This is a genomic window from Prochlorococcus marinus XMU1406, assembly GCF_017696055.1.
GTDB classification, from domain to species: Bacteria; Cyanobacteriota; Cyanobacteriia; order PCC-6307; family Cyanobiaceae; genus Prochlorococcus_A; species Prochlorococcus_A marinus_W.
In genome coordinates this window covers 662,219-678,622 of sequence record NZ_JAAORG010000001.1, presented here as the reverse complement: position 1 = coordinate 678,622, position 16,404 = coordinate 662,219, and the positions used below count along the sequence as shown (strand labels likewise).

General features: G+C 30.4%; 25 protein-coding genes. 10 read left to right on the top strand and 15 right to left on the bottom strand.

All coding sequences use genetic code 11. The features are described 5' to 3' along the window. Positions 1–7 precede the first annotated feature (7 nt). The 8 genes from tsf to HA149_RS03900 form a co-directional block, all read right to left on the bottom strand. A complete protein-coding gene (gene tsf, locus HA149_RS03935) occupies positions 8–664 on the bottom strand; it encodes a translation elongation factor Ts (protein ID WP_209113215.1) in 657 nt (218 codons plus the stop codon). Positions 665–728: 64 nt separating this feature from the next. Next, entirely contained in the window at positions 729–1,433 is a 705-nt protein-coding gene (gene rpsB, locus HA149_RS03930) for a 30S ribosomal protein S2 (protein WP_025942891.1), read from the bottom strand. Positions 1,434–1,562: 129 nt separating this feature from the next. After that, positions 1,563–2,474 carry a glycosyltransferase family 2 protein gene (locus HA149_RS03925; RefSeq protein ID WP_209113213.1) on the bottom strand — a complete coding sequence of 304 codons (912 nt, stop codon included), beginning with the start codon at positions 2,472–2,474 and terminating at the stop codon, positions 1,563–1,565. 60 nt (positions 2,475–2,534) lie between these two features. After that, positions 2,535–2,684, bottom strand: coding sequence for a hypothetical protein (locus HA149_RS03920; protein ID WP_011376314.1), 150 nt, complete (start codon positions 2,682–2,684; stop codon positions 2,535–2,537). A gap of 18 nt (positions 2,685–2,702) precedes the next feature. After that, positions 2,703–3,431 (bottom strand): DevA family ABC transporter ATP-binding protein, encoded by a 729-nt coding sequence (locus HA149_RS03915; protein ID WP_209113211.1) that lies wholly within the window; start codon positions 3,429–3,431, stop codon positions 2,703–2,705. A 13-nt stretch (positions 3,432–3,444) separates the two neighbouring features. Next, a complete protein-coding gene (gene devC / locus HA149_RS03910; protein WP_209113209.1) occupies positions 3,445–4,617 on the bottom strand; it encodes an ABC transporter permease DevC in 1,173 nt (390 codons plus the stop codon). Further along, the gene (locus tag HA149_RS03905) at positions 4,617–5,531 is read right to left on the bottom strand and encodes an HlyD family efflux transporter periplasmic adaptor subunit (protein ID WP_209113207.1); all 915 of its coding nucleotides are present in this window, start codon (positions 5,529–5,531) and stop codon (positions 4,617–4,619) included. The genes devC and HA149_RS03905 overlap by 1 nt, the downstream gene beginning before the upstream one ends. After that, positions 5,531–6,256: a phycocyanobilin:ferredoxin oxidoreductase gene (locus HA149_RS03900; protein ID WP_209113205.1), complete on the bottom strand. Its 726-nt coding sequence runs from the start codon at positions 6,254–6,256 to the stop codon at positions 5,531–5,533. Before HA149_RS03900 ends, HA149_RS03905 begins: the two co-directional genes overlap by 1 nt. A 41-nt stretch (positions 6,257–6,297) precedes the next feature. Here HA149_RS03900 and HA149_RS03895 point away from each other — a divergent pair, with 41 nt between their 5' ends. Both HA149_RS03895 and HA149_RS03890 read left to right on the top strand, forming a co-directional pair. Next, entirely contained in the window at positions 6,298–7,551 is a 1,254-nt protein-coding gene (locus tag HA149_RS03895; RefSeq protein WP_209113203.1) for a M16 family metallopeptidase, read from the top strand. Continuing rightward, a complete protein-coding gene (locus HA149_RS03890) occupies positions 7,545–8,762 on the top strand; it encodes a M16 family metallopeptidase (protein ID WP_209113201.1) in 1,218 nt (405 codons plus the stop codon). Before HA149_RS03895 ends, HA149_RS03890 begins: the two co-directional genes overlap by 7 nt. 1 nt (position 8,763) lies before the next feature. On the opposite strand, the gene HA149_RS03885 is transcribed toward HA149_RS03890, so the two are convergent. After that, positions 8,764–8,973 carry an NAD(P)H dehydrogenase assembly family protein gene (locus tag HA149_RS03885; RefSeq protein WP_209113199.1) on the bottom strand — a complete coding sequence of 70 codons (210 nt, stop codon included), beginning with the start codon at positions 8,971–8,973 and terminating at the stop codon, positions 8,764–8,766. A 108-nt stretch (positions 8,974–9,081) separates the two neighbouring features. Between HA149_RS03885 and ftsH the strand changes: the two genes are divergently transcribed. Continuing rightward, positions 9,082–10,995 (top strand): ATP-dependent zinc metalloprotease FtsH, encoded by a 1,914-nt coding sequence (gene ftsH / locus HA149_RS03880; RefSeq protein ID WP_209113197.1) that lies wholly within the window; start codon positions 9,082–9,084, stop codon positions 10,993–10,995. Here ftsH and clpP read toward each other — a convergent pair. Continuing rightward, the gene (clpP, locus tag HA149_RS03875) at positions 10,992–11,582 is read right to left on the bottom strand and encodes an ATP-dependent Clp endopeptidase proteolytic subunit ClpP (RefSeq protein ID WP_348535639.1); all 591 of its coding nucleotides are present in this window, start codon (positions 11,580–11,582) and stop codon (positions 10,992–10,994) included. The genes ftsH and clpP overlap by 4 nt on opposite strands. A 32-nt stretch (positions 11,583–11,614) precedes the next feature. Here clpP and psb29 point away from each other — a divergent pair, with 32 nt between their 5' ends. Continuing rightward, positions 11,615–12,271: a photosystem II biogenesis protein Psp29 gene (psb29, locus tag HA149_RS03870; RefSeq protein ID WP_209113193.1), complete on the top strand. Its 657-nt coding sequence runs from the start codon at positions 11,615–11,617 to the stop codon at positions 12,269–12,271. Positions 12,272–12,410: 139 nt separating this feature from the next. On the opposite strand, the gene petN is transcribed toward psb29, so the two are convergent. Then, on the bottom strand, positions 12,411–12,512 hold the full coding sequence (gene petN, locus HA149_RS03865; RefSeq protein WP_011376303.1) for a cytochrome b6-f complex subunit PetN: 102 nt from the start codon (positions 12,510–12,512) through the stop codon (positions 12,411–12,413). 125 nt (positions 12,513–12,637) lie between these two features. Between petN and HA149_RS03860 the strand changes: the two genes are divergently transcribed. Next, positions 12,638–12,916, top strand: coding sequence for a DUF2103 domain-containing protein (locus tag HA149_RS03860; RefSeq protein WP_209113190.1), 279 nt, complete (start codon positions 12,638–12,640; stop codon positions 12,914–12,916). 260 nt (positions 12,917–13,176) lie between these two features. On the opposite strand, the gene HA149_RS03855 is transcribed toward HA149_RS03860, so the two are convergent. After that, on the bottom strand, positions 13,177–13,446 hold the full coding sequence (locus HA149_RS03855; RefSeq protein WP_209113188.1) for a hypothetical protein: 270 nt from the start codon (positions 13,444–13,446) through the stop codon (positions 13,177–13,179). A gap of 128 nt (positions 13,447–13,574) precedes the next feature. Here HA149_RS03855 and HA149_RS03850 point away from each other — a divergent pair, with 128 nt between their 5' ends. The 3 genes from HA149_RS03850 to HA149_RS03840 all read left to right on the top strand — a co-directional run bounded on the left by HA149_RS03850 (position 13,575) and on the right by HA149_RS03840 (position 14,663). Next, the gene (locus HA149_RS03850; protein ID WP_209113186.1) at positions 13,575–14,012 is read left to right on the top strand and encodes a hypothetical protein; all 438 of its coding nucleotides are present in this window, start codon (positions 13,575–13,577) and stop codon (positions 14,010–14,012) included. A gap of 83 nt (positions 14,013–14,095) precedes the next feature. Then, complete coding sequence (locus HA149_RS03845) at positions 14,096–14,272, top strand: hypothetical protein (RefSeq protein WP_209113184.1); 177 nt, start codon at positions 14,096–14,098, stop codon at positions 14,270–14,272. Positions 14,273–14,312: 40 nt separating this feature from the next. Next, a complete protein-coding gene (locus HA149_RS03840) occupies positions 14,313–14,663 on the top strand; it encodes an alpha-2-macroglobulin (RefSeq protein ID WP_209113182.1) in 351 nt (116 codons plus the stop codon). Positions 14,664–14,976: 313 nt separating this feature from the next. On the opposite strand, the gene HA149_RS03835 is transcribed toward HA149_RS03840, so the two are convergent. Then, entirely contained in the window at positions 14,977–15,159 is a 183-nt protein-coding gene (locus HA149_RS03835) for a hypothetical protein (RefSeq protein WP_209113180.1), read from the bottom strand. 143 nt (positions 15,160–15,302) lie between these two features. On the opposite strand from HA149_RS03835, the gene HA149_RS03830 reads away from it, so the two are divergent. Continuing rightward, a complete protein-coding gene (locus tag HA149_RS03830) occupies positions 15,303–15,497 on the top strand; it encodes a hypothetical protein (protein WP_209113177.1) in 195 nt (64 codons plus the stop codon). 25 nt (positions 15,498–15,522) lie between these two features. Here HA149_RS03830 and HA149_RS03825 read toward each other — a convergent pair whose 3' ends face one another. Continuing rightward, positions 15,523–15,720: a hypothetical protein gene (locus HA149_RS03825; protein WP_209113175.1), complete on the bottom strand. Its 198-nt coding sequence runs from the start codon at positions 15,718–15,720 to the stop codon at positions 15,523–15,525. Positions 15,721–15,856: 136 nt separating this feature from the next. Between HA149_RS03825 and HA149_RS03820 the strand changes: the two genes are divergently transcribed. Then, positions 15,857–16,030, top strand: coding sequence for a hypothetical protein (locus HA149_RS03820; protein WP_198936906.1), 174 nt, complete (start codon positions 15,857–15,859; stop codon positions 16,028–16,030). A 51-nt stretch (positions 16,031–16,081) separates the two neighbouring features. Here HA149_RS03820 and HA149_RS03815 read toward each other — a convergent pair whose 3' ends face one another. Then, positions 16,082–16,285, bottom strand: a complete 204-nt coding sequence (locus HA149_RS03815) for a hypothetical protein (protein WP_209113173.1) — start codon at positions 16,283–16,285, stop codon at positions 16,082–16,084. Positions 16,286–16,404 lie beyond the last annotated feature (119 nt).

Genomic DNA, 16,404 nt, shown 5'->3' with positions numbered 1-16,404 from the left:
CAAGTGACTAGTTTGTTTGCATTGATGCGACCTCTTCAGCAAAGTCCATCTGATTTTTTTCAATACCTTCACCCAATGTATATCTTGTAAAGCGTCTTACTTTGATATTTTCCCCAATTTTTGCAGCTGCTTGTTTAACAAGATCCTCAACTGTTAGAGAACTATCTTTAATGTAGGGTTGTGAAAGCAAAACAAGCTCATTAAGCCTTTTTGCTATTCTCCCTCCAACTATTTTTTCTTTAATTTGTTCTGGTTTTCCAGATAAATCATCCCTACCCATTTCAATCTGCTTTTCTTTTTCCACAACATCTTCTGGTATTTCATCAATTGATACATATTCAACATTTGGGCATGCTGCTACTTGCATTGAGACATCTTTCAATAGAGATTGGAATATATCACCTCTAGCAACGAAATCAGTTTCACAATTTAACTCTAGTAAAACTCCGACTCTTGATCCAGTATGTATATAACTACCAATTGACCCTTCGGCCGCTACTCTTCCCGATTTCTTTTCAGCACTAGCTATGCCTTTCTTTCTTAACCATTCCAAAGCTTTATCTAGATTTCCTTCAGTTTCGTTAAGTGCTTTTTTGCAGTCCATCATTCCTGCGCCAGTTTTGTCTCTAAGATCTTTTACAAGTTTTGCTGTAATGTTTCCCATTTGAAGTAATAAAAAATAGTGAATAGTAAGTTTTAATAGTGAATAGTAAGTTTTAAATTAGAATTTAATTTTTTCTTTCGGCATTAGAGCCCTTTCTACCCTCATTTATGGCATCTGCAAGTCTTCCTAAAATAAGTTGCACAGATCTAACGGCATCATCGTTACAAGGAATTGGAACTTCACACAAATCCGGATCGCAATTTGTATCTAACATTGATACTAATGAGATATCTAATTTTCTAGCTTCTAATACTGCATTAGATTCTCTTCTCTGATCAACCAATACAACTACATCTGGTAATCTTCTCATACCCTTAAGTCCACCTAAGTATTTTTGTAATCTTTCAAGTTCTCTCCTTAATACTGCAGCTTCTTTTTTAGGCCTCATTGCTATTGAACCACTACTTTCCATTCTTTCTAGATCCTTTAATCTTTCAATCCTAGCCTTCATTGTTGTCCAATTAGTCAACATCCCTCCAAGCCATCTTTGATTTACATATGCAGCTCCACAGCGTGAAGCTTCCTGAGCGACTACATCTGAAGCTTGTTTTTTTGTCCCGACAAATAGGAAACGTTTACCGCTTTTTGCAGCGTTTCTCGTCCATTTATATGCATTGTTCATACACAATGCTGTTTTTACAAGATCAATAATATGAACTCCATTTCTAGCGCAATATATATACTTAGACATCTTGGGATTCCAACGTCTAGTTTGATGCCCAAAATGAGCACCAGCTTCCATCATTTCTGATAGTGATACAACAGCCATAATTTAAAAAGGGTTTCGGGTTAGCCTCTATCTGACGGGGAATTAATATTAATAATTCACCCGAAACTGTCAGATATGTGAAATTTATTTCAACTATCTTAGCAAGTGATGTGTATTTCTAAAAGTTTTTTATCTTGATTTGGTTAATTGTTTAATGTAAATCATATTTAAAGGGATCCTAAGTATCTCAAGTGCAAGTCTATTTCTTCTTATATGTACTAAGAATCTCAATAAAGGAAGGATTCTATCAACACTGATTAGTCCTCCCAAGCAAAGAATTTGCCAAAGTAAATTATGGAGAGGAGTTAATTGAATCATAAATCTAACCCTTAAATTTGGGTGTTTCTTGTAAAACACTAAAGCCATTTTTGCTCTCTCTTTTTCTTGAGCTATTAATGAATCTATTTGTTCGCAATTAAATGGCGGATGCCAATGAAAACCTACTGCATTTGGGCATTTAATTAATTTTGTCCCAATTTTTTTTAGTCTTTCTCCAAGTTCTAAATCCTCCCAACCGTAAAGACTAAAAGAAGTATCAAATAATCCCACACTTAAAATCAATTCTTTTGATATCGCTACATTCCCAGTAGCAAAGTATGCAAAAGAAGTGTCCATTATTTTATGTTTTTCACTCTGAGGATTTAAAAAATTAGATGTATTGACTACCGAGCCATAGGTAAAACATTTTTTATCATTTTTTCTCCAAGAGGCAAGTAATTTTTCTAGGTGGCAATTTATAAAATTGTCTAAAACAATAAGATCACTATCAATAAATATAATAATTTCATATTTTGATTTAATTACTCCCAGATTTCTTCCAAGTGCAGGCCCTCCATGTTTTTGCTGAAATAGAATAACGTGTGGGAGATTAGCTTTGTTTTTATTTATCCATGAGGTTGTCCCATCAGTAGATCCATCATCAACTACTATTACTTCATAATTACTGATATTTGTATTTAATTTTTGATTCTCAAGCGCAAATAGACATTTCTCTAATATAGGTAATCTATTGTAAGTCGGTATAACAATACTTACATTCATGATTATGTCTTAAATATGCATAAAATATTGAAATCCAAAAGATAAAAATAAAAATATTCCCTAATCAGCTGCACCGCCATTATTTGCTGTACCTGTAACGTTTCCACCATCAGGTCTTCCATCTGTTCTTAATTTCCTTTTTTTGAATTTTCTAGCATAGGCTCTATTACGTTCCTGCTTTTCTTTTTTTAGATTCCTTCTCTTAGACATAAAATTTTTAACTTTTAATTATATTAGCTCACTATGAGCACTATATATTTTACCATCTTCCATATTTAATATCCTATCAGCCATATCAGAAATTCTTGGATCATGCGTCACCATAAGTACAGAACAATTTTGCTCTTTTGCTAGTTTCCTTAAAAGGGTTACTATTTCTCTTCCTGTGACGCTATCTAAAGCAGAAGTGGGCTCATCAGCTAATAAAAGTTTTGGGTTAGCAGATAAAGCTCGAGCAATTGCTACTCTCTGTTTCTGTCCACCAGATAAGTCATTTGGCAACTTTTTATGATGTTCTTCTAATCCTACTGCTGACAACCAATTCCGTGCTATTTCACGTCTTTGCAAATACGTTAAACCTTTTATTAAATCGGCGCCCATCTGGACATTTTGTTCTGCTGTTAAACATCTCAGAAGATTGTGACCTTGAAAAATCATTCCAATACTTCTTCTAAGAATCTGACGAGTTTTCCTTGATGCTCCATTTAACTGATTATTTAATACAGTTAAATCTCCACTTTGACAGGTTCTCAAGGCACCAATTAATGTTAAAAGAGTAGTTTTACCACATCCAGAAGGTCCTTTCAAAAGAACCAACTCTCCTTTATCAATATTTAAATTTACGTCATTAAGAACTTTTTTTTTATTCTCATTTTTTCCATAAAAGTGACTCAAATTATTTATTGAGACTGTTTTAAAGTTTTTAACATTATTTTTTGATTTATTAGCTTTAACCATTTATCTTCAATTGTTAAAAAATTTCGGCAGGATCAGCGTCAACTAATTTACGCATCGCAACAGCGGCGGACCCCATACACATAACTAAAACTAATACGAAAATTAAAATAGTTTTATCTGCGTCCATTATTATTGGGAGTTTAGTAGAACTTCTTATAACTGAATAAAGTATTTGACCAGAGAAATAAGCAGGTAAATAACCAAACAATGCCAACAAAACCCCCTCTCTAGCTACAACAAAGAAAAGGGACTTAAGTCTATACCCCATTGCCAATAAGGTGGCGTACTCTGGGAGGTGATCTGTAACGTCACTATAAAGAATTTGATAAACAACCACACACCCTACAACGAAACCCATCAATGCTCCCAAACTAAATATAAAACCTATTGCAGTACTATTTTTCCAATAATTCTTCTCAAATTCTATAAATTGATTTTTTGTAAGAACCCTAACATCATTTGGGAGTGAGTTATTTAATATCCTTGAAATCAATTCAGGATCAGATCCTTTTTTTAGCTTTACCAAACCAATTTCTATACTGCCAGGAGGATTAGCAGGAAAAAGTCTTAAGAAGGTTTCTCGACTAGTTATCAAATTACCATCTGCACCAAAAGATGGTCCCAACTCCACAAGGCCCTCAACAATTACTCTTTTCCCAGCAACCTCAGTCTCAACTTTTTTTTCAGATAAGAACCATTCTTCAATCGGTCCAAATTCAGGTCTAGATAGTTTGTCAAAAAGAACTCTTGATGGATTTCTCAATTTATAAGCTTTCTTTGAGAATCCCTTATCTAAAAGAAGTGAATCGGAGGGATTGAAACCTAATGCAAGTATTGATCTAGTTTTAAGGTTTTCAGGATTTCTCCAAAGTAAATAATTTAGATTAACGGGAGCAGTTTTTTCAACATCTTCTACTGCGAGAGTTTGAATTAATCTTCTTTTTGGGAATCCACTCATGCTTATAGAACTTTTTGATCTGGGACTTATCAAAACAAGATCGGCATCTAGAAGTTTATGAATAGTTACGCTCGTGTCAAATAAACCATCTCTAAAACCTAATTGCATAAACATCAAAATTCCTGCAAAACTGATTCCAGCTATGGCAACTGCTAGCCTTAATGGTTGCCTAGTTAATAACAACCAAGCTAATGGTATTTTTCTAAATTTTAAAAAAGAAAAAATCATTAGGGAATAAATTTTGCAATCACTTTCATTCCTGCGTAGTTTTGAACAATATCTATAGAATCTTTATCTAGTTTTACTAGTACCTCAATAATTCGTGAATCAGCATCCCCCGTTGGATCAGTCGATAGAACTTTTCTTTGTTTTACCTGAGGACTAATCCTAATCACTTTTCCCTTAAGATTTTTTTGGAAACCTCCATTCTCACTGCTCAATTCAACATTCTGAGAGATAAAGACTCTATCGATGTCAGATTCATAAACCTCTATCAAAGCTTCCATTTTTTGACTAGAACCAATATCCAAAATCCCTTCATTTTGAGGCCTTTCACCAACTCTCGTGTTTATTCCAAGGATAAAACCATCGATTGGACTCCTTAGTTTTGAATTAAATAGATCTATCTTGATATTTTTTTGATCTCCGATAAGGTTTATTTTCTGTTTTTGCAATTTTAAAAGTTCATCTTTTCTCTGTGAAAAATCTACAAAAGAATATACATCTTTGCTCAAAGCTAACTCATACCTTTGAATTTGATCTTTCTTTAGGATAATTTCTTTGTTGATAGTATTAATTAGATTTTCGTTTCTTTCAAGATCAGCAATTAATTTTTCTCCATTTTCAAAGGTTGCGAGTATATCACCTTTTTTTACGAAATCTCCTTCATTTACTAAAATTTCGACAATTCGGGGGGAAGAGCCAAACTGACTTATTGGAGCTGCCAATTGTCTAATCTCTCCCGAAGGAGAAAGTTGACCAAGTGCTGCAACAGCTGTAATAGGAGGTATAAAATCTGAAGTTATTTCCTCTTTAAATTTTGAACTAGATTTATTATTTCCAGAACAGGAAATAACACCAAGAGATATTGGTGTAAATAATAAAAAATAAATAAATAAATTTTTTAATATTTTCAATTTCATTAAAAATCGAAGAGTACTGTTTTGATATAGTTATTTACCCATTTTTCATCAAAATATTTTAAAAGAACCATGCTAGTCTTTTCATTTTTCATTTGTTGAACACAATATTTTTTTTGAAAATCTATTCTCTCTTGGATAATTTCCTCATTAACTTCCGGTTTAGCTTTCTTACTTAATTTGATTAAAATAGTTAGGTATTGATCCACAACTCTACAAAAATCATTTTTTTCAGATTTACTTTTTAAGGAAGCAAAAAATACATTATTAGAAAAAATCCCCCCCCATTTAGGAATATCTCTCAAAGAGGTAAAAGAACTTTTATCAACTTCAGAAAGTAATTTTTCGTATTTCAAACCTTGGTTTTGTGATGCCGGTGATAAATCAACAATGGCAGCAGAAACAATATCATTTATTTTTACCAAATCCATCCCAAAAATTGGGATATCAAACTTTGGATCAGGAAAAAAAACGCAGTGTAATATTTTTAGATTCTTTGAAAATTCTGCTACTTCAATATGTAATTTTCTAAAACCTTTTGCTTTATAAAATTCATTTTTAATATAAAGTTCTCTGCCTATATCTTTAGATATTATGTTAGTTAGTTTTGGATCAATTTTTATACTCTTAAGGTCCTCAAGCATGGATCTATGCTCTCTAATATTTTGTAATAAATCCAAAATAAGAGGGTCAGTTAATTTTGTTTTAGTTAAAGATTCAGACAACAAGGCTAAAAAGTACCAAAATAGAATTTAAAGAGAGAACCTAAATGAAAGTAGGAGATGTTAACTACTACACCCATTCAAGCAAAACTAGATGTGTGTTTGTGGATAATAAAGAATTGCCGCTTTTAAGCATTGATATTTGGTGCAAAGCAGGTTCTTCATTTGAGGATGTTGATAAAAACGGCACTGCTCATTTTCTAGAACATATGATTTTTAAAGGATCTAACAAAATAATGCCAGGTGAGTTTGACCATAAAATTGAATCCCTAGGCGGATTAAGTAACGCTTCAACTGGTTATGATGATGTACATTACCATGTCTTAGTTCCACCCAGTAACTTTAAAGAATCACTTGCTCTTTTGACAAATATTGTCGTTGCTCCAGATTTTAATCCTGATGAATTTATAAAAGAAAAAGGGGTAGTTATTGATGAAATAAAACAACAAAATGATCAGCCTGAAGAAAGACTATTTAATTATTTTTTGAAAAGGGTTTGGTTAAGTCCGAATTATGCCAATGCGATTCTGGGAACTGAACGTAGTATTAAAAACTTAGAGATAAATGACCTTGTGAAATTTCATAGCAAACATTACACTACCGAAAAAATTTGTATTGCAATTGCGGGGAATCTTTCTGAAGAAATTTATAAAATTTTTGAAAAAAGTGATCTATCTGGCATAAAAGAAAGTCCAAATTTAATAAATCCAACAAAAAATAAACCTTCTTTAAAAATTAGGAATGGGAGAGAGTTAATTAAGTTTGATAATTTAGAGTTTTCAAGAATATTTATGGCTTGGTTTATCCCAAACCTCAATGATCAAAAAAATATTATTGGACTAGAGATATTAGCATCAATACTTTCTGTAGGAAGAAACAGCAGATTAGTTAAAACTTTAAAAGAAGATAGAAATCTTGTTGAATCGGTATATGTAGATGTAAATGCTGGAGAATTAGGTGGATTATTTATAATAGAAGCGAGTTGTGAGTGCAAAGATATTGATTTAGTAGAAAAGCAAATTAATAAAACAATAGATGAGATCCTAAATTGTAAAGCCTTGACTTTGGATGAAATAAAAAAAGCAATAAATATAGTGAAAAGTAATTATATATTTAACTTAGAGACATCTACACAACTTTCTTCATTCTTTGGAAATGAACTTCTTTGGGGGAGAAAATCTTCAATTAATAATTTAGAAATTCATTTAAATTATTGGAATGATTTGGATAATTTCAAAGAGATCACAGAATATATCCTTGGAGAAAAATTCACTTTAGTTGCTTCCCCTGATAAATGTTGAAAAGATATTTTTTAAAAAATAAAAAAAGAAATTTTTCAACTGCTTCAATTTGGATTAAAGGGGGGAGTGATGTAGATAGTGTTGGCAAAAAAGGTATAAACAAGATTCTCAGTTCATTACTTACCAGAGGATGTGAGGGTTTTAATAATTTCACTCTTTCTGAGTATATTGAGTCCTATGGAGCAGAATTAAATCAAGAAGTACTTGAAGATGGTATTTCAATAAGCATTAAATCCCTAAATGAACATTTCAGCAAATTATTCCCTGTATTAGATTTAATAATTAATAAACCAACTCTCTTAGAAATTGAATTTCAAAAAGTAAAAAAATCCTCAATTAATTTTATAAAAAAAGATAAAGAGAATCCATTCAATATCTGTTTTGAAAAATGGAGAAAAATTGTTTACTCAAATCATCCTTATGCTTTTAACACAATTGGCAATGCAGCTGATGTCTCAAAGATTACCTATGAAGATGTTTTGCTTGAGTTTAAAAATTTTAAAAATAGAGAAAAGTTCTTAATTTCAAATAATCCCGAAATAAATGGAGAAAATTTTGGCACATTAGAAAAAAAAATCCCTAGAGAGAAATCAGGACGTGTAAATCATAATTTAAGTACTATGAATAGATTTGATTACATTAATAATGATTCAAATCAAACAATAATAATGATGGGGGACCAAACTTGCTCGCGAAGAAGTAGTGACTATTTGCCACTTAAGGTTTTGGAGTCATATTTATCTTATGGAATGAGCGCTGCTTTATTTAAACTTTTTAGAGAAAAACATGGTATCACTTACGATTTAGGTGTTTATTATCCTATAAGGAGTGGGAATGCACCATTTTTAATTTATTTATCAGTATCTAATAAGCAAGCCCTTTTTGCTTTTGAGCTTTTATCAAAACTATGGAAAAATTTACTTTTTAATCCTTTGACTAATGCTGAAATATTTTTAGCGAAAGAAAAACTAAAAGGTTCTTTTCTCTTAGGAAATCAATCACTAGATGAAATTTTGCAGAGAAAGATACAATTAATTAGTTATGGTATTTCACCAATTTCTGAGATCGATTTAAATTCAAAAATAGAAGAAATATCTTCGTTAGATATTCTTAAATTAACTTATAAGTATTTTTCAAAACCTTTTCTGAGTATTTCGGGCAATGAAAAAATATGTTTAGAAATTTCTAATAGGTGGAAGAAAAACTTTTAAGTTAGTTTTTCTCAATCTTATCAATATCAATTAAAAACGAACCTCTTCTAAACTTTACTTCAACAGTATCTGGAGATTTGATTGATAGGATTTCCCCAATTTCATCAATTGCCACTAAATCAGGTGGTCTTAACATCGGCATATTATCTGAAGTCTTCAAGTAAGAGACTGGCGCAATCAACTTAACCTTATCCTTGACCTCAAATTTCATTTATAAATTAGATACATTCAAGGGTAGTATAAGCATAAAGTTAGATAAAATACCAACGAAATGCATTGATTCATCCTACAATCTTATAATCATTCTTCATACAAATTAATGAATCAGAAATTTAAAACAATAATTTTATGGGCTTTACCTATACTTTTAGTAATTGCGCTTTCCTACCAATTTTTATCTTCAAGCAATGTTGATTCACTTAAATCTAATGGGACTACTGTTGCACCAAGAAATTCTGCGGTAGCAAGAGTTAGTTATGGCAGATTTTTAGATTATATTAATTCAGGAAGGGTTACATCTGTTGATATTTTTGATGGAGGAAGAAATGCAGTTATAGAGACAATAGATTCGGATTTAGATAATAAAGTTCAAAGGTTGCGTGTAGATCTTCCAGGCTTAACACCTGAACTTATAAACATTTTAAAAAATGAGGGAATCAGTTTTGATGTGCATCCAGTTAAAACAGCCCCTCCTGCATTAGGAATTTTGGGTAATTTACTTTTCCCAGCTATTTTGATTGGAGGTTTAATTCTTTTGGCTAGGCGTTCAAATGGTATGCCTGGTGGCCCTGGGCAAGCCATGCAATTTGGGAAAACAAAGGCAAGATTTGCAATGGAAGCTGAAACAGGAGTTGTTTTTGATGATGTTGCAGGCGTCAATGAAGCCAAGCAGGATTTGCAAGAAGTCGTAACTTTTCTGAAAAAACCAGAAAAATTTACTTCTGTGGGAGCAAGGATTCCAAAGGGTGTTCTATTGGTAGGACCTCCTGGAACTGGTAAAACTCTTTTAGCAAAAGCTATCGCAGGTGAAGCAGGTGTACCATTCTTCTCATTATCGGGTTCTGAATTTGTTGAAATGTTTGTTGGTGTTGGTGCTAGTAGAGTTAGAGACCTTTTCAAAAGAGCTAAAGAGAATAGTCCTTGTTTAATTTTTATTGATGAAATAGATGCTGTCGGAAGGCAAAGAGGTGCAGGTATTGGTGGAGGTAATGATGAGAGAGAACAAACTCTTAACCAATTGCTTACTGAAATGGATGGCTTCGAAGGTAATAGTGGCATAATAATAATTGCAGCCACAAATAGGCCTGATGTTCTAGACTCAGCTCTAATGAGACCTGGCAGATTTGATAGACAGGTCACCGTTGACGCTCCTGATATCAAGGGAAGACTATCAATATTGGAAGTTCATGCAAGAAATAAGAAACTTCAAGAGGATTTAACACTTGAAAGTATCGCAAGAAGAACACCAGGATTTACTGGGGCAGATCTAGCAAATTTATTAAATGAGGCTGCCATATTAACTGCTAGGAGAAGAAAAGACTCTATCAGTATTTCAGAAATTGATGATTCTGTAGATAGGATTGTTGCAGGAATGGAAGGTTCACCATTAACAGATGGTAGAAGTAAGAGGTTAATTGCTTATCATGAAGTTGGCCATGCTCTAATAGGTTCATTAGTAAAAGCACACGATCCTGTTCAAAAAGTGACCGTCATTCCAAGAGGTCAGGCTAAAGGATTAACTTGGTTTACTCCAGACGATGAACAAACCCTTGTTAGCAGGGCTCAACTAAAAGCAAGAATAATGGGTGCATTGGGAGGAAGAGCTGCGGAAGATGTAGTTTTCGGAAAAGGTGAGATTACAACAGGAGCAGGAGGTGATTTCCAACAAGTTGCTTCTATGGCACGTCAAATGGTTACTAGATTTGGAATGAGTAATTTAGGTCCCATAGCTTTAGAAAGTGGAAATCAAGAAGTATTTGTTGGTAGAGATTTAATGACTAGAAGTGAAGTTTCAGATTCAATCTCTAAACAAATAGATGAAAGTGTAAGAGTAATGGTAAAAGAATGTTATAAAGAAACCTACGATATAGTGAACAAAAATAGAAAAGCTATGGATAAGATTGTTGATCTATTAATAGAAAAAGAAACATTAGATGGTGATGAATTTGTAAGTATTCTCTCCAAATTCACAAAAATTCCTGAGAAAGAAAGAACACCTCAACTATTAAATTAGAATTTATTAGGTTTCTTATCTAATACCAGATCAATTAAACCGTACTCAACTGCTTCGTTTGGGGACATATAAAAATCTCTATCAGTATCTTCTTTGATAGTGTCATAATCCTTCCCTGTTCTTTCTGACAATTCAGTATTTAGTCGCTCTTTAAGAAACAAAATTTCATCTGCTTGAATCCTTATATCACTGGCTTGTCCTCTAGCGCCTCCAAGTGGTTGATGAATCATTATTCTTGAATGTCTAAGGCTGCTTCTTTTACCTTTAGTGCCTGCGGCAAGCAAAAATGCGCCCATACTAGCTGCTAAGCCTACACAAACTGTATGAATATCAGGCTTAACATGTTGCATTGTGTCAAAGATACCCAATCCATCATATACGGATCCTCCTGGTGAATTTATGTACATATAAATGTCCTTATCTGGATCCTCTGCTTCAAGGAACAATAACTGAGCAACAATTCTATTAGCAGTTTCACTGGTAACTTGTTCTCCCAAAAAGATTATTCTTTCTCTTAATAGTCTCGAATAAATATCAAAGACTCTTTCACTACCGCCAGATTCTTCTAAAACTAAAGGGATCATAATAATATTTATCTGTTTATTAGATATTAACGATATTGAGTCAACATACGCTAACCTTATTAAGGTTTACATATAAAAAATTGAAAGAAAAATTGACTGTTTCAGATAGCAAAAAGTTATTTCATGAAAAATTTCCTTACGTGATTCCAGGTTTATATAAGAGAATAGTTGATGAAATGCTTGTCGAACTTAATCTTCTGAACCATCAAAATGATTTTAAGGAAGATTATCTATTTTGTGTCGGTCTCACCGAAACATTTAAAGAATTAACGAAAGGATACAAACCTGAGAAACATTTAGATCTTCTTTTTGAATCTTTATGCAGTTCTACAAATTTTGAAGCGAAGGACATTAATGAAATATCTCAAAAATCTCAAAAGGAATTCAAGAATAAATCATCTAACGATATTTTGAAATTACTAATAGAAAAAAGCAATTCTAAACTTTATCCTTCAAGGATTTTGAACTTAGCTATATATATATTAATTTCAAACGCCCATGACCTTAAAGAGAAAGATGAAGCAGAGACAAATAAGATGATTTCTGATATTTTTGAAAAATTAAACTTATCTGCTAATAAAGCAGAAAAAGATATTGGAATTTATAAAAGTAGTATTTCAAAAATGGAACAAGCAAAAGAATTAATTGCAGAGCTCAGGAATAAAGAAAAGAAAAAAGAACAAAAACAATAAACCTATTTTTTTAATCTTTTTTTATCTTTCCAAGAGACATAGGATATATAAATTACAGCTAATGTTATAAATATAAGTAAAACAAACGATGTTAGGATGAGAAAATTATTTAAATAGAATTCATTAGTTAAAAATGAAATCATATATCAATGGAACCATCACCATTTCTTCCCCAAACAACCATAGCAATTGAAAAAGTAAAAATTGCAGCCAATGCTGCCCAACCTATTTGAAAGATCATTAAATTTAAATCGCTAATATTACTACTATAAATATAACAGAACTTCAAAACTTTTAATCATTTTTAAAGCTAAAGTTAATTTCTCAGAAACAAAATTTTCTCAATAGAATAGTGATAAATCTAAATTGGGAAGGTTAGTTTTAAATCATAGTACAAATATAGAAGGTCTAATTCCAATACTCCAAAAATTAGCACTGGATATTAATATCAAAACAATTACTCCAGCTGCTATTTCAAGAGCCAGGGGAAGATCTTCTAAATTGATAATTAGATTATCAGTGAAAACTATAAACGGATATAAAGCAATAGCAAGAAAGGGTAAAACAGCCCAAGAAGTTTTTATTTCAACAGACTTAAGTAAGGATGAATTAAAAGAAATTATAGATACTTATAATAAAAAGTAATTAAATTAAAGAGAATTAGAAAATAGTCATGAGAGAACAAATGAAATTTGTATTGAATTTTTCAATGTTTTTATTGGCCTTTTTTTCATTTAGTAATGAATCATTCTCACTCACTGACCACCAAATAAAAAGATTTTGCGCAAAGGAGAAAAAGGTATCTTTATGCATCAAAAATTTACAAGAGAAAAGATCTGACCTCCAGAAAGGAAACCTAATTGAAATCCCTGTAAGACCTTACAAACGGTAATTGGAAATTGAATTTAAATTTCAAATTCTGATTCGAAAAGATTAAAAGCATCTTTATAGCTTGTGAGAAGTTCTTCAGAATTATCAGAAAATCCTTGTCGATCGTAATCTTCTTTTAATTCATCATATAAGTACACCACTTTGTTAAAGGCACTCATATATTCTTTTTGTATATCTTCATCATTGATATCATAGATTTTTGCCAGTACTAATTCGACATTTTTTTTTGATGAATATATTTTTCTCTCAAAATCTTTATTTAACTTCCTTCTTTTTTTTGCCATTTAAAATTTCTAAATACAGATTAACAATACTCAAATTCATAGATAAATTAAATTAAAACTTATAAAATAAAAATATAGTTACCAAATCAAAATAAAACCTCTACATTCCATATAAATCATTCGATGATATGAGTAAAAAACAAACAACTAATCCTAAAGAGGTTAGAAACCAAAACTATGAAGCCAAGAACATGAATACTGCCGAAAACTTAAAGAAAAAGAAAGATAAGGATCTTCCTTGGTGGGTAGAGTTATTATTTGTTCAGATAGGATTACCAGATAAATTACTAATAAAAATATTAAACGTCAAAAAATATTCTAAAGAATTTATTAAAAATGATAAAAAATCATTAATAATATTTTTATTTGTAATTACTACATTGGCATATTTTTATCCAGTTATTAAACATGCAAAAAACAAATTAGATTGTGAAGCAATTGCTAAAAATTATATTATTAAAAATAAAAATATAAATGGAATTAACAATAGGGAGATAAAAATGATATCTACAAATTTTTGTTATGGTGGCGAAGAAATCTATGAAATAGAAAATTTAAAAAATTAAATTTTGAATTATTCTCTATAAATTAAGCTCCTCAATATTATGATAGTAACTTTAAATTTAATAAAGTTTTAAATTTTATTCCTATGACTGATATAAAACAAAAGAAAGAAAACGTAAAAATGCATTTAAAAGATTTGAGGCAAAACTTAAAGAAAATGCATTTAGAAGTTACTGAAGAATTAATATTACCAAAGCCTGGTGAGGTAAAAGACTTGATGAATAAAATGGATAAACTATTAAAATTAATAGAATCAAAATAAACTATAATTTAAATAATTTAGAATCGTCAATCGTTAAAAAATGAAAATAATAAAACAATTTCCACTGATAATTCTAATTGCAATTTTCTTAATTTCTTGTAGGACATCAACCAATAAAGAGTATCCCATTAATAATTTGGAAAAAAATATTGATGAGAATCCTTATTCAGAAAAGAAAAGAATGGAAATAAAGTTTTCTTGTGGAGACGATGGTATTTCAGAATACTTAGATGATGGATGGAATATTTTAAAAGAAGATTCCCAAGAAAAAATTTGCACCTGGAAATCTGTTCCTGCCACAAAAGATTGCAATATGGAAAAAGATAAAGGATGTAAAATAACAAAGCCAGATAAAATAGGTGAAGAGAAAATCTATTTATTGGAAAAATAAATTTAATATATGACTACAAAATCAGAACACTTAGTTGATTTAATTTTTAATAAATTAAAAACCTATGAGAATAAAAAAGTATTTTTAGAAAAAGAAAGTTTGAATAAATTTATTCTTTCACTTTTCAAAGAGAACTGATTCAAGGACTTATTTAAGTTAACTGCTATAGTTAAATATATTTTTTGATTAAAAAAGATATGTATAGTTTTTCTTCATTAACTGTTATTCTGTCAATAATTTTTATTATAAGTCTTTATCTTTTATTTAGGGTTACTTCTAGTAAAAAGAATTAGAAAATATTTTTACTTCATACTCAAATGATAGGATCATCTCTTAGTAGTAAAACTGTATGCTTATTTAAACCACCATTAATCCATTCCTTATATTCTTCTTGGACACACTTTTTATCAGAATTATCTAGTAGATTAATTCTTTTTTTTGCATTATCTAAGGCTAACTTAATACAGAATTTATAATCATTAGAGTTTTCTTTCATAAGTTTTTATTAAATACTAGTAAAAATAATTCCTTATTCTGTATTGAAAATTACAATAATAAACGTTGATTTAATAAGAGTATCAAACAATACGGAAGAATTTTTAATATATTTAGGATAATAATTATGTTTATAAAAATCCCATGTCATACGAAGCAGGCAGTAAAGAATGTAGACATTTAATTGATGCCAAAGAAAGTCTTCTATCAACATTAGATGCGTTAAGTAATATAAATTCTACAGATCTAATACAAATCCAAATCAAAGAAATTTACAATAAATTAGAACAGATGCACGATAAAAGAAAAAAAATAGAATCAGCTACAAATTATCTTTAAATATATTCGTATTAACCGAAAGTTTTTAAAATTGGTTTTTTATCTTCGTCACTCTTTTTTCAGACAATAAATCCAATAAAGCATCAAGCTGTGCAAGTACCTCCTTTGCTTCATTAAGATCTGGCAACAAATCTTCTTTGATAAGCATTTGATGCATTTCTCTGAGCTCTAACCTTATATATCTAAGGTGAGAACATACTTCCTCTCTCTTAGTTGCACTCATATTTCCTTTATATTCTTTATATTATACAATATTATCTTTTTTGAATCCCATATCAATTTTGTTAAATTGAAAAGTTATTTCAACCCCGGTAACATATCAAAATCTTTTAAAGTCGCTTTGTAGTAATATTTCCTTCATGAAAAAGAAAAAATCAAAAAAAAATCAAACCAATTCAAATTTAAAAGATCAAAAATTAGGTCAAACAAAAAATTCTGCAAAATTAGTACTGTTTGTTTTCGGGATAGGTCCAATTATTGGCATAATAATATTTTTGTACAGTAAAGGATTTTTTAATTCACCAACTATTTAAATCTTAAGTAGTTAAGATTATTATTAAAAAATTAATATAATTTAAAAATAATTATTGAAATTTTTTTAATGAAAATATTCTAAATTCTGCAATTTTTTTAGCATTTTCTGGATTAGATATTAAAAAAGGGTGGTCTGATAAAAGTTCAAATACCTTATCTATCTTTAATGATAAATCATTACAATCAATATTTTCCCATGCCTCATCAAATGACATTGCAAAGCTATCAGCATTATCATATAGTTTATCTTTCATAATATTTGGAATTTAAATTAAGAAAATTTCAGAAATCCGACCCAATCTGAGAGAGTAATTAGAAAAAGCATCTAAAGCTATCCTAATGACTGTTTGAGAAATAACATTGTATGAGTATT

Excerpts from the sequence above, each read along its gene's own strand:
- tsf (WP_209113215.1), bottom strand. The coding sequence starts at position 664 with ATGGGAAACATTACAGCAAAACTTGTAAAAGATCTTAGAGACAAAACT.
- HA149_RS03905 (WP_209113207.1), bottom strand. The coding sequence starts at position 5,531 with ATGAAATTGAAAATATTAAAAAATTTATTTATTTATTTTTTATTATTT.
- HA149_RS03840 (WP_209113182.1), top strand. The coding sequence starts at position 14,313 with ATGAAAATAATAAAACAATTTCCACTGATAATTCTAATTGCAATTTTC.
- HA149_RS03890 (WP_209113201.1), top strand. The coding sequence starts at position 7,545 with ATGTTGAAAAGATATTTTTTAAAAAATAAAAAAAGAAATTTTTCAACT.
- devC (WP_209113209.1), bottom strand. The coding sequence starts at position 4,617 with ATGATTTTTTCTTTTTTAAAATTTAGAAAAATACCATTAGCTTGGTTG.
- HA149_RS03920 (WP_011376314.1), bottom strand. The coding sequence starts at position 2,684 with ATGTCTAAGAGAAGGAATCTAAAAAAAGAAAAGCAGGAACGTAATAGA.
- HA149_RS03820 (WP_198936906.1), top strand. The coding sequence starts at position 15,857 with ATGAAAAAGAAAAAATCAAAAAAAAATCAAACCAATTCAAATTTAAAA.
- rpsB (WP_025942891.1), bottom strand. The coding sequence starts at position 1,433 with ATGGCTGTTGTATCACTATCAGAAATGATGGAAGCTGGTGCTCATTTT.
- HA149_RS03850 (WP_209113186.1), top strand. The coding sequence starts at position 13,575 with ATGAGTAAAAAACAAACAACTAATCCTAAAGAGGTTAGAAACCAAAAC.
- HA149_RS03855 (WP_209113188.1), bottom strand. The coding sequence starts at position 13,446 with ATGGCAAAAAAAAGAAGGAAGTTAAATAAAGATTTTGAGAGAAAAATA.
- HA149_RS03835 (WP_209113180.1), bottom strand. The coding sequence starts at position 15,159 with ATGAAAGAAAACTCTAATGATTATAAATTCTGTATTAAGTTAGCCTTA.
- ftsH (WP_209113197.1), top strand. The coding sequence starts at position 9,082 with ATGAATCAGAAATTTAAAACAATAATTTTATGGGCTTTACCTATACTT.
- HA149_RS03825 (WP_209113175.1), bottom strand. The coding sequence starts at position 15,720 with ATGAGTGCAACTAAGAGAGAGGAAGTATGTTCTCACCTTAGATATATA.
- HA149_RS03895 (WP_209113203.1), top strand. The coding sequence starts at position 6,298 with ATGAAAGTAGGAGATGTTAACTACTACACCCATTCAAGCAAAACTAGA.
- HA149_RS03885 (WP_209113199.1), bottom strand. The coding sequence starts at position 8,973 with ATGAAATTTGAGGTCAAGGATAAGGTTAAGTTGATTGCGCCAGTCTCT.
- HA149_RS03845 (WP_209113184.1), top strand. The coding sequence starts at position 14,096 with ATGACTGATATAAAACAAAAGAAAGAAAACGTAAAAATGCATTTAAAA.
- HA149_RS03830 (WP_209113177.1), top strand. The coding sequence starts at position 15,303 with ATGTCATACGAAGCAGGCAGTAAAGAATGTAGACATTTAATTGATGCC.
- HA149_RS03925 (WP_209113213.1), bottom strand. The coding sequence starts at position 2,474 with ATGAATGTAAGTATTGTTATACCGACTTACAATAGATTACCTATATTA.
- HA149_RS03815 (WP_209113173.1), bottom strand. The coding sequence starts at position 16,285 with ATGAAAGATAAACTATATGATAATGCTGATAGCTTTGCAATGTCATTT.
- HA149_RS03915 (WP_209113211.1), bottom strand. The coding sequence starts at position 3,431 with ATGGTTAAAGCTAATAAATCAAAAAATAATGTTAAAAACTTTAAAACA.
- petN (WP_011376303.1), bottom strand. The coding sequence starts at position 12,512 with ATGATCTTTCAAATAGGTTGGGCAGCATTGGCTGCAATTTTTACTTTT.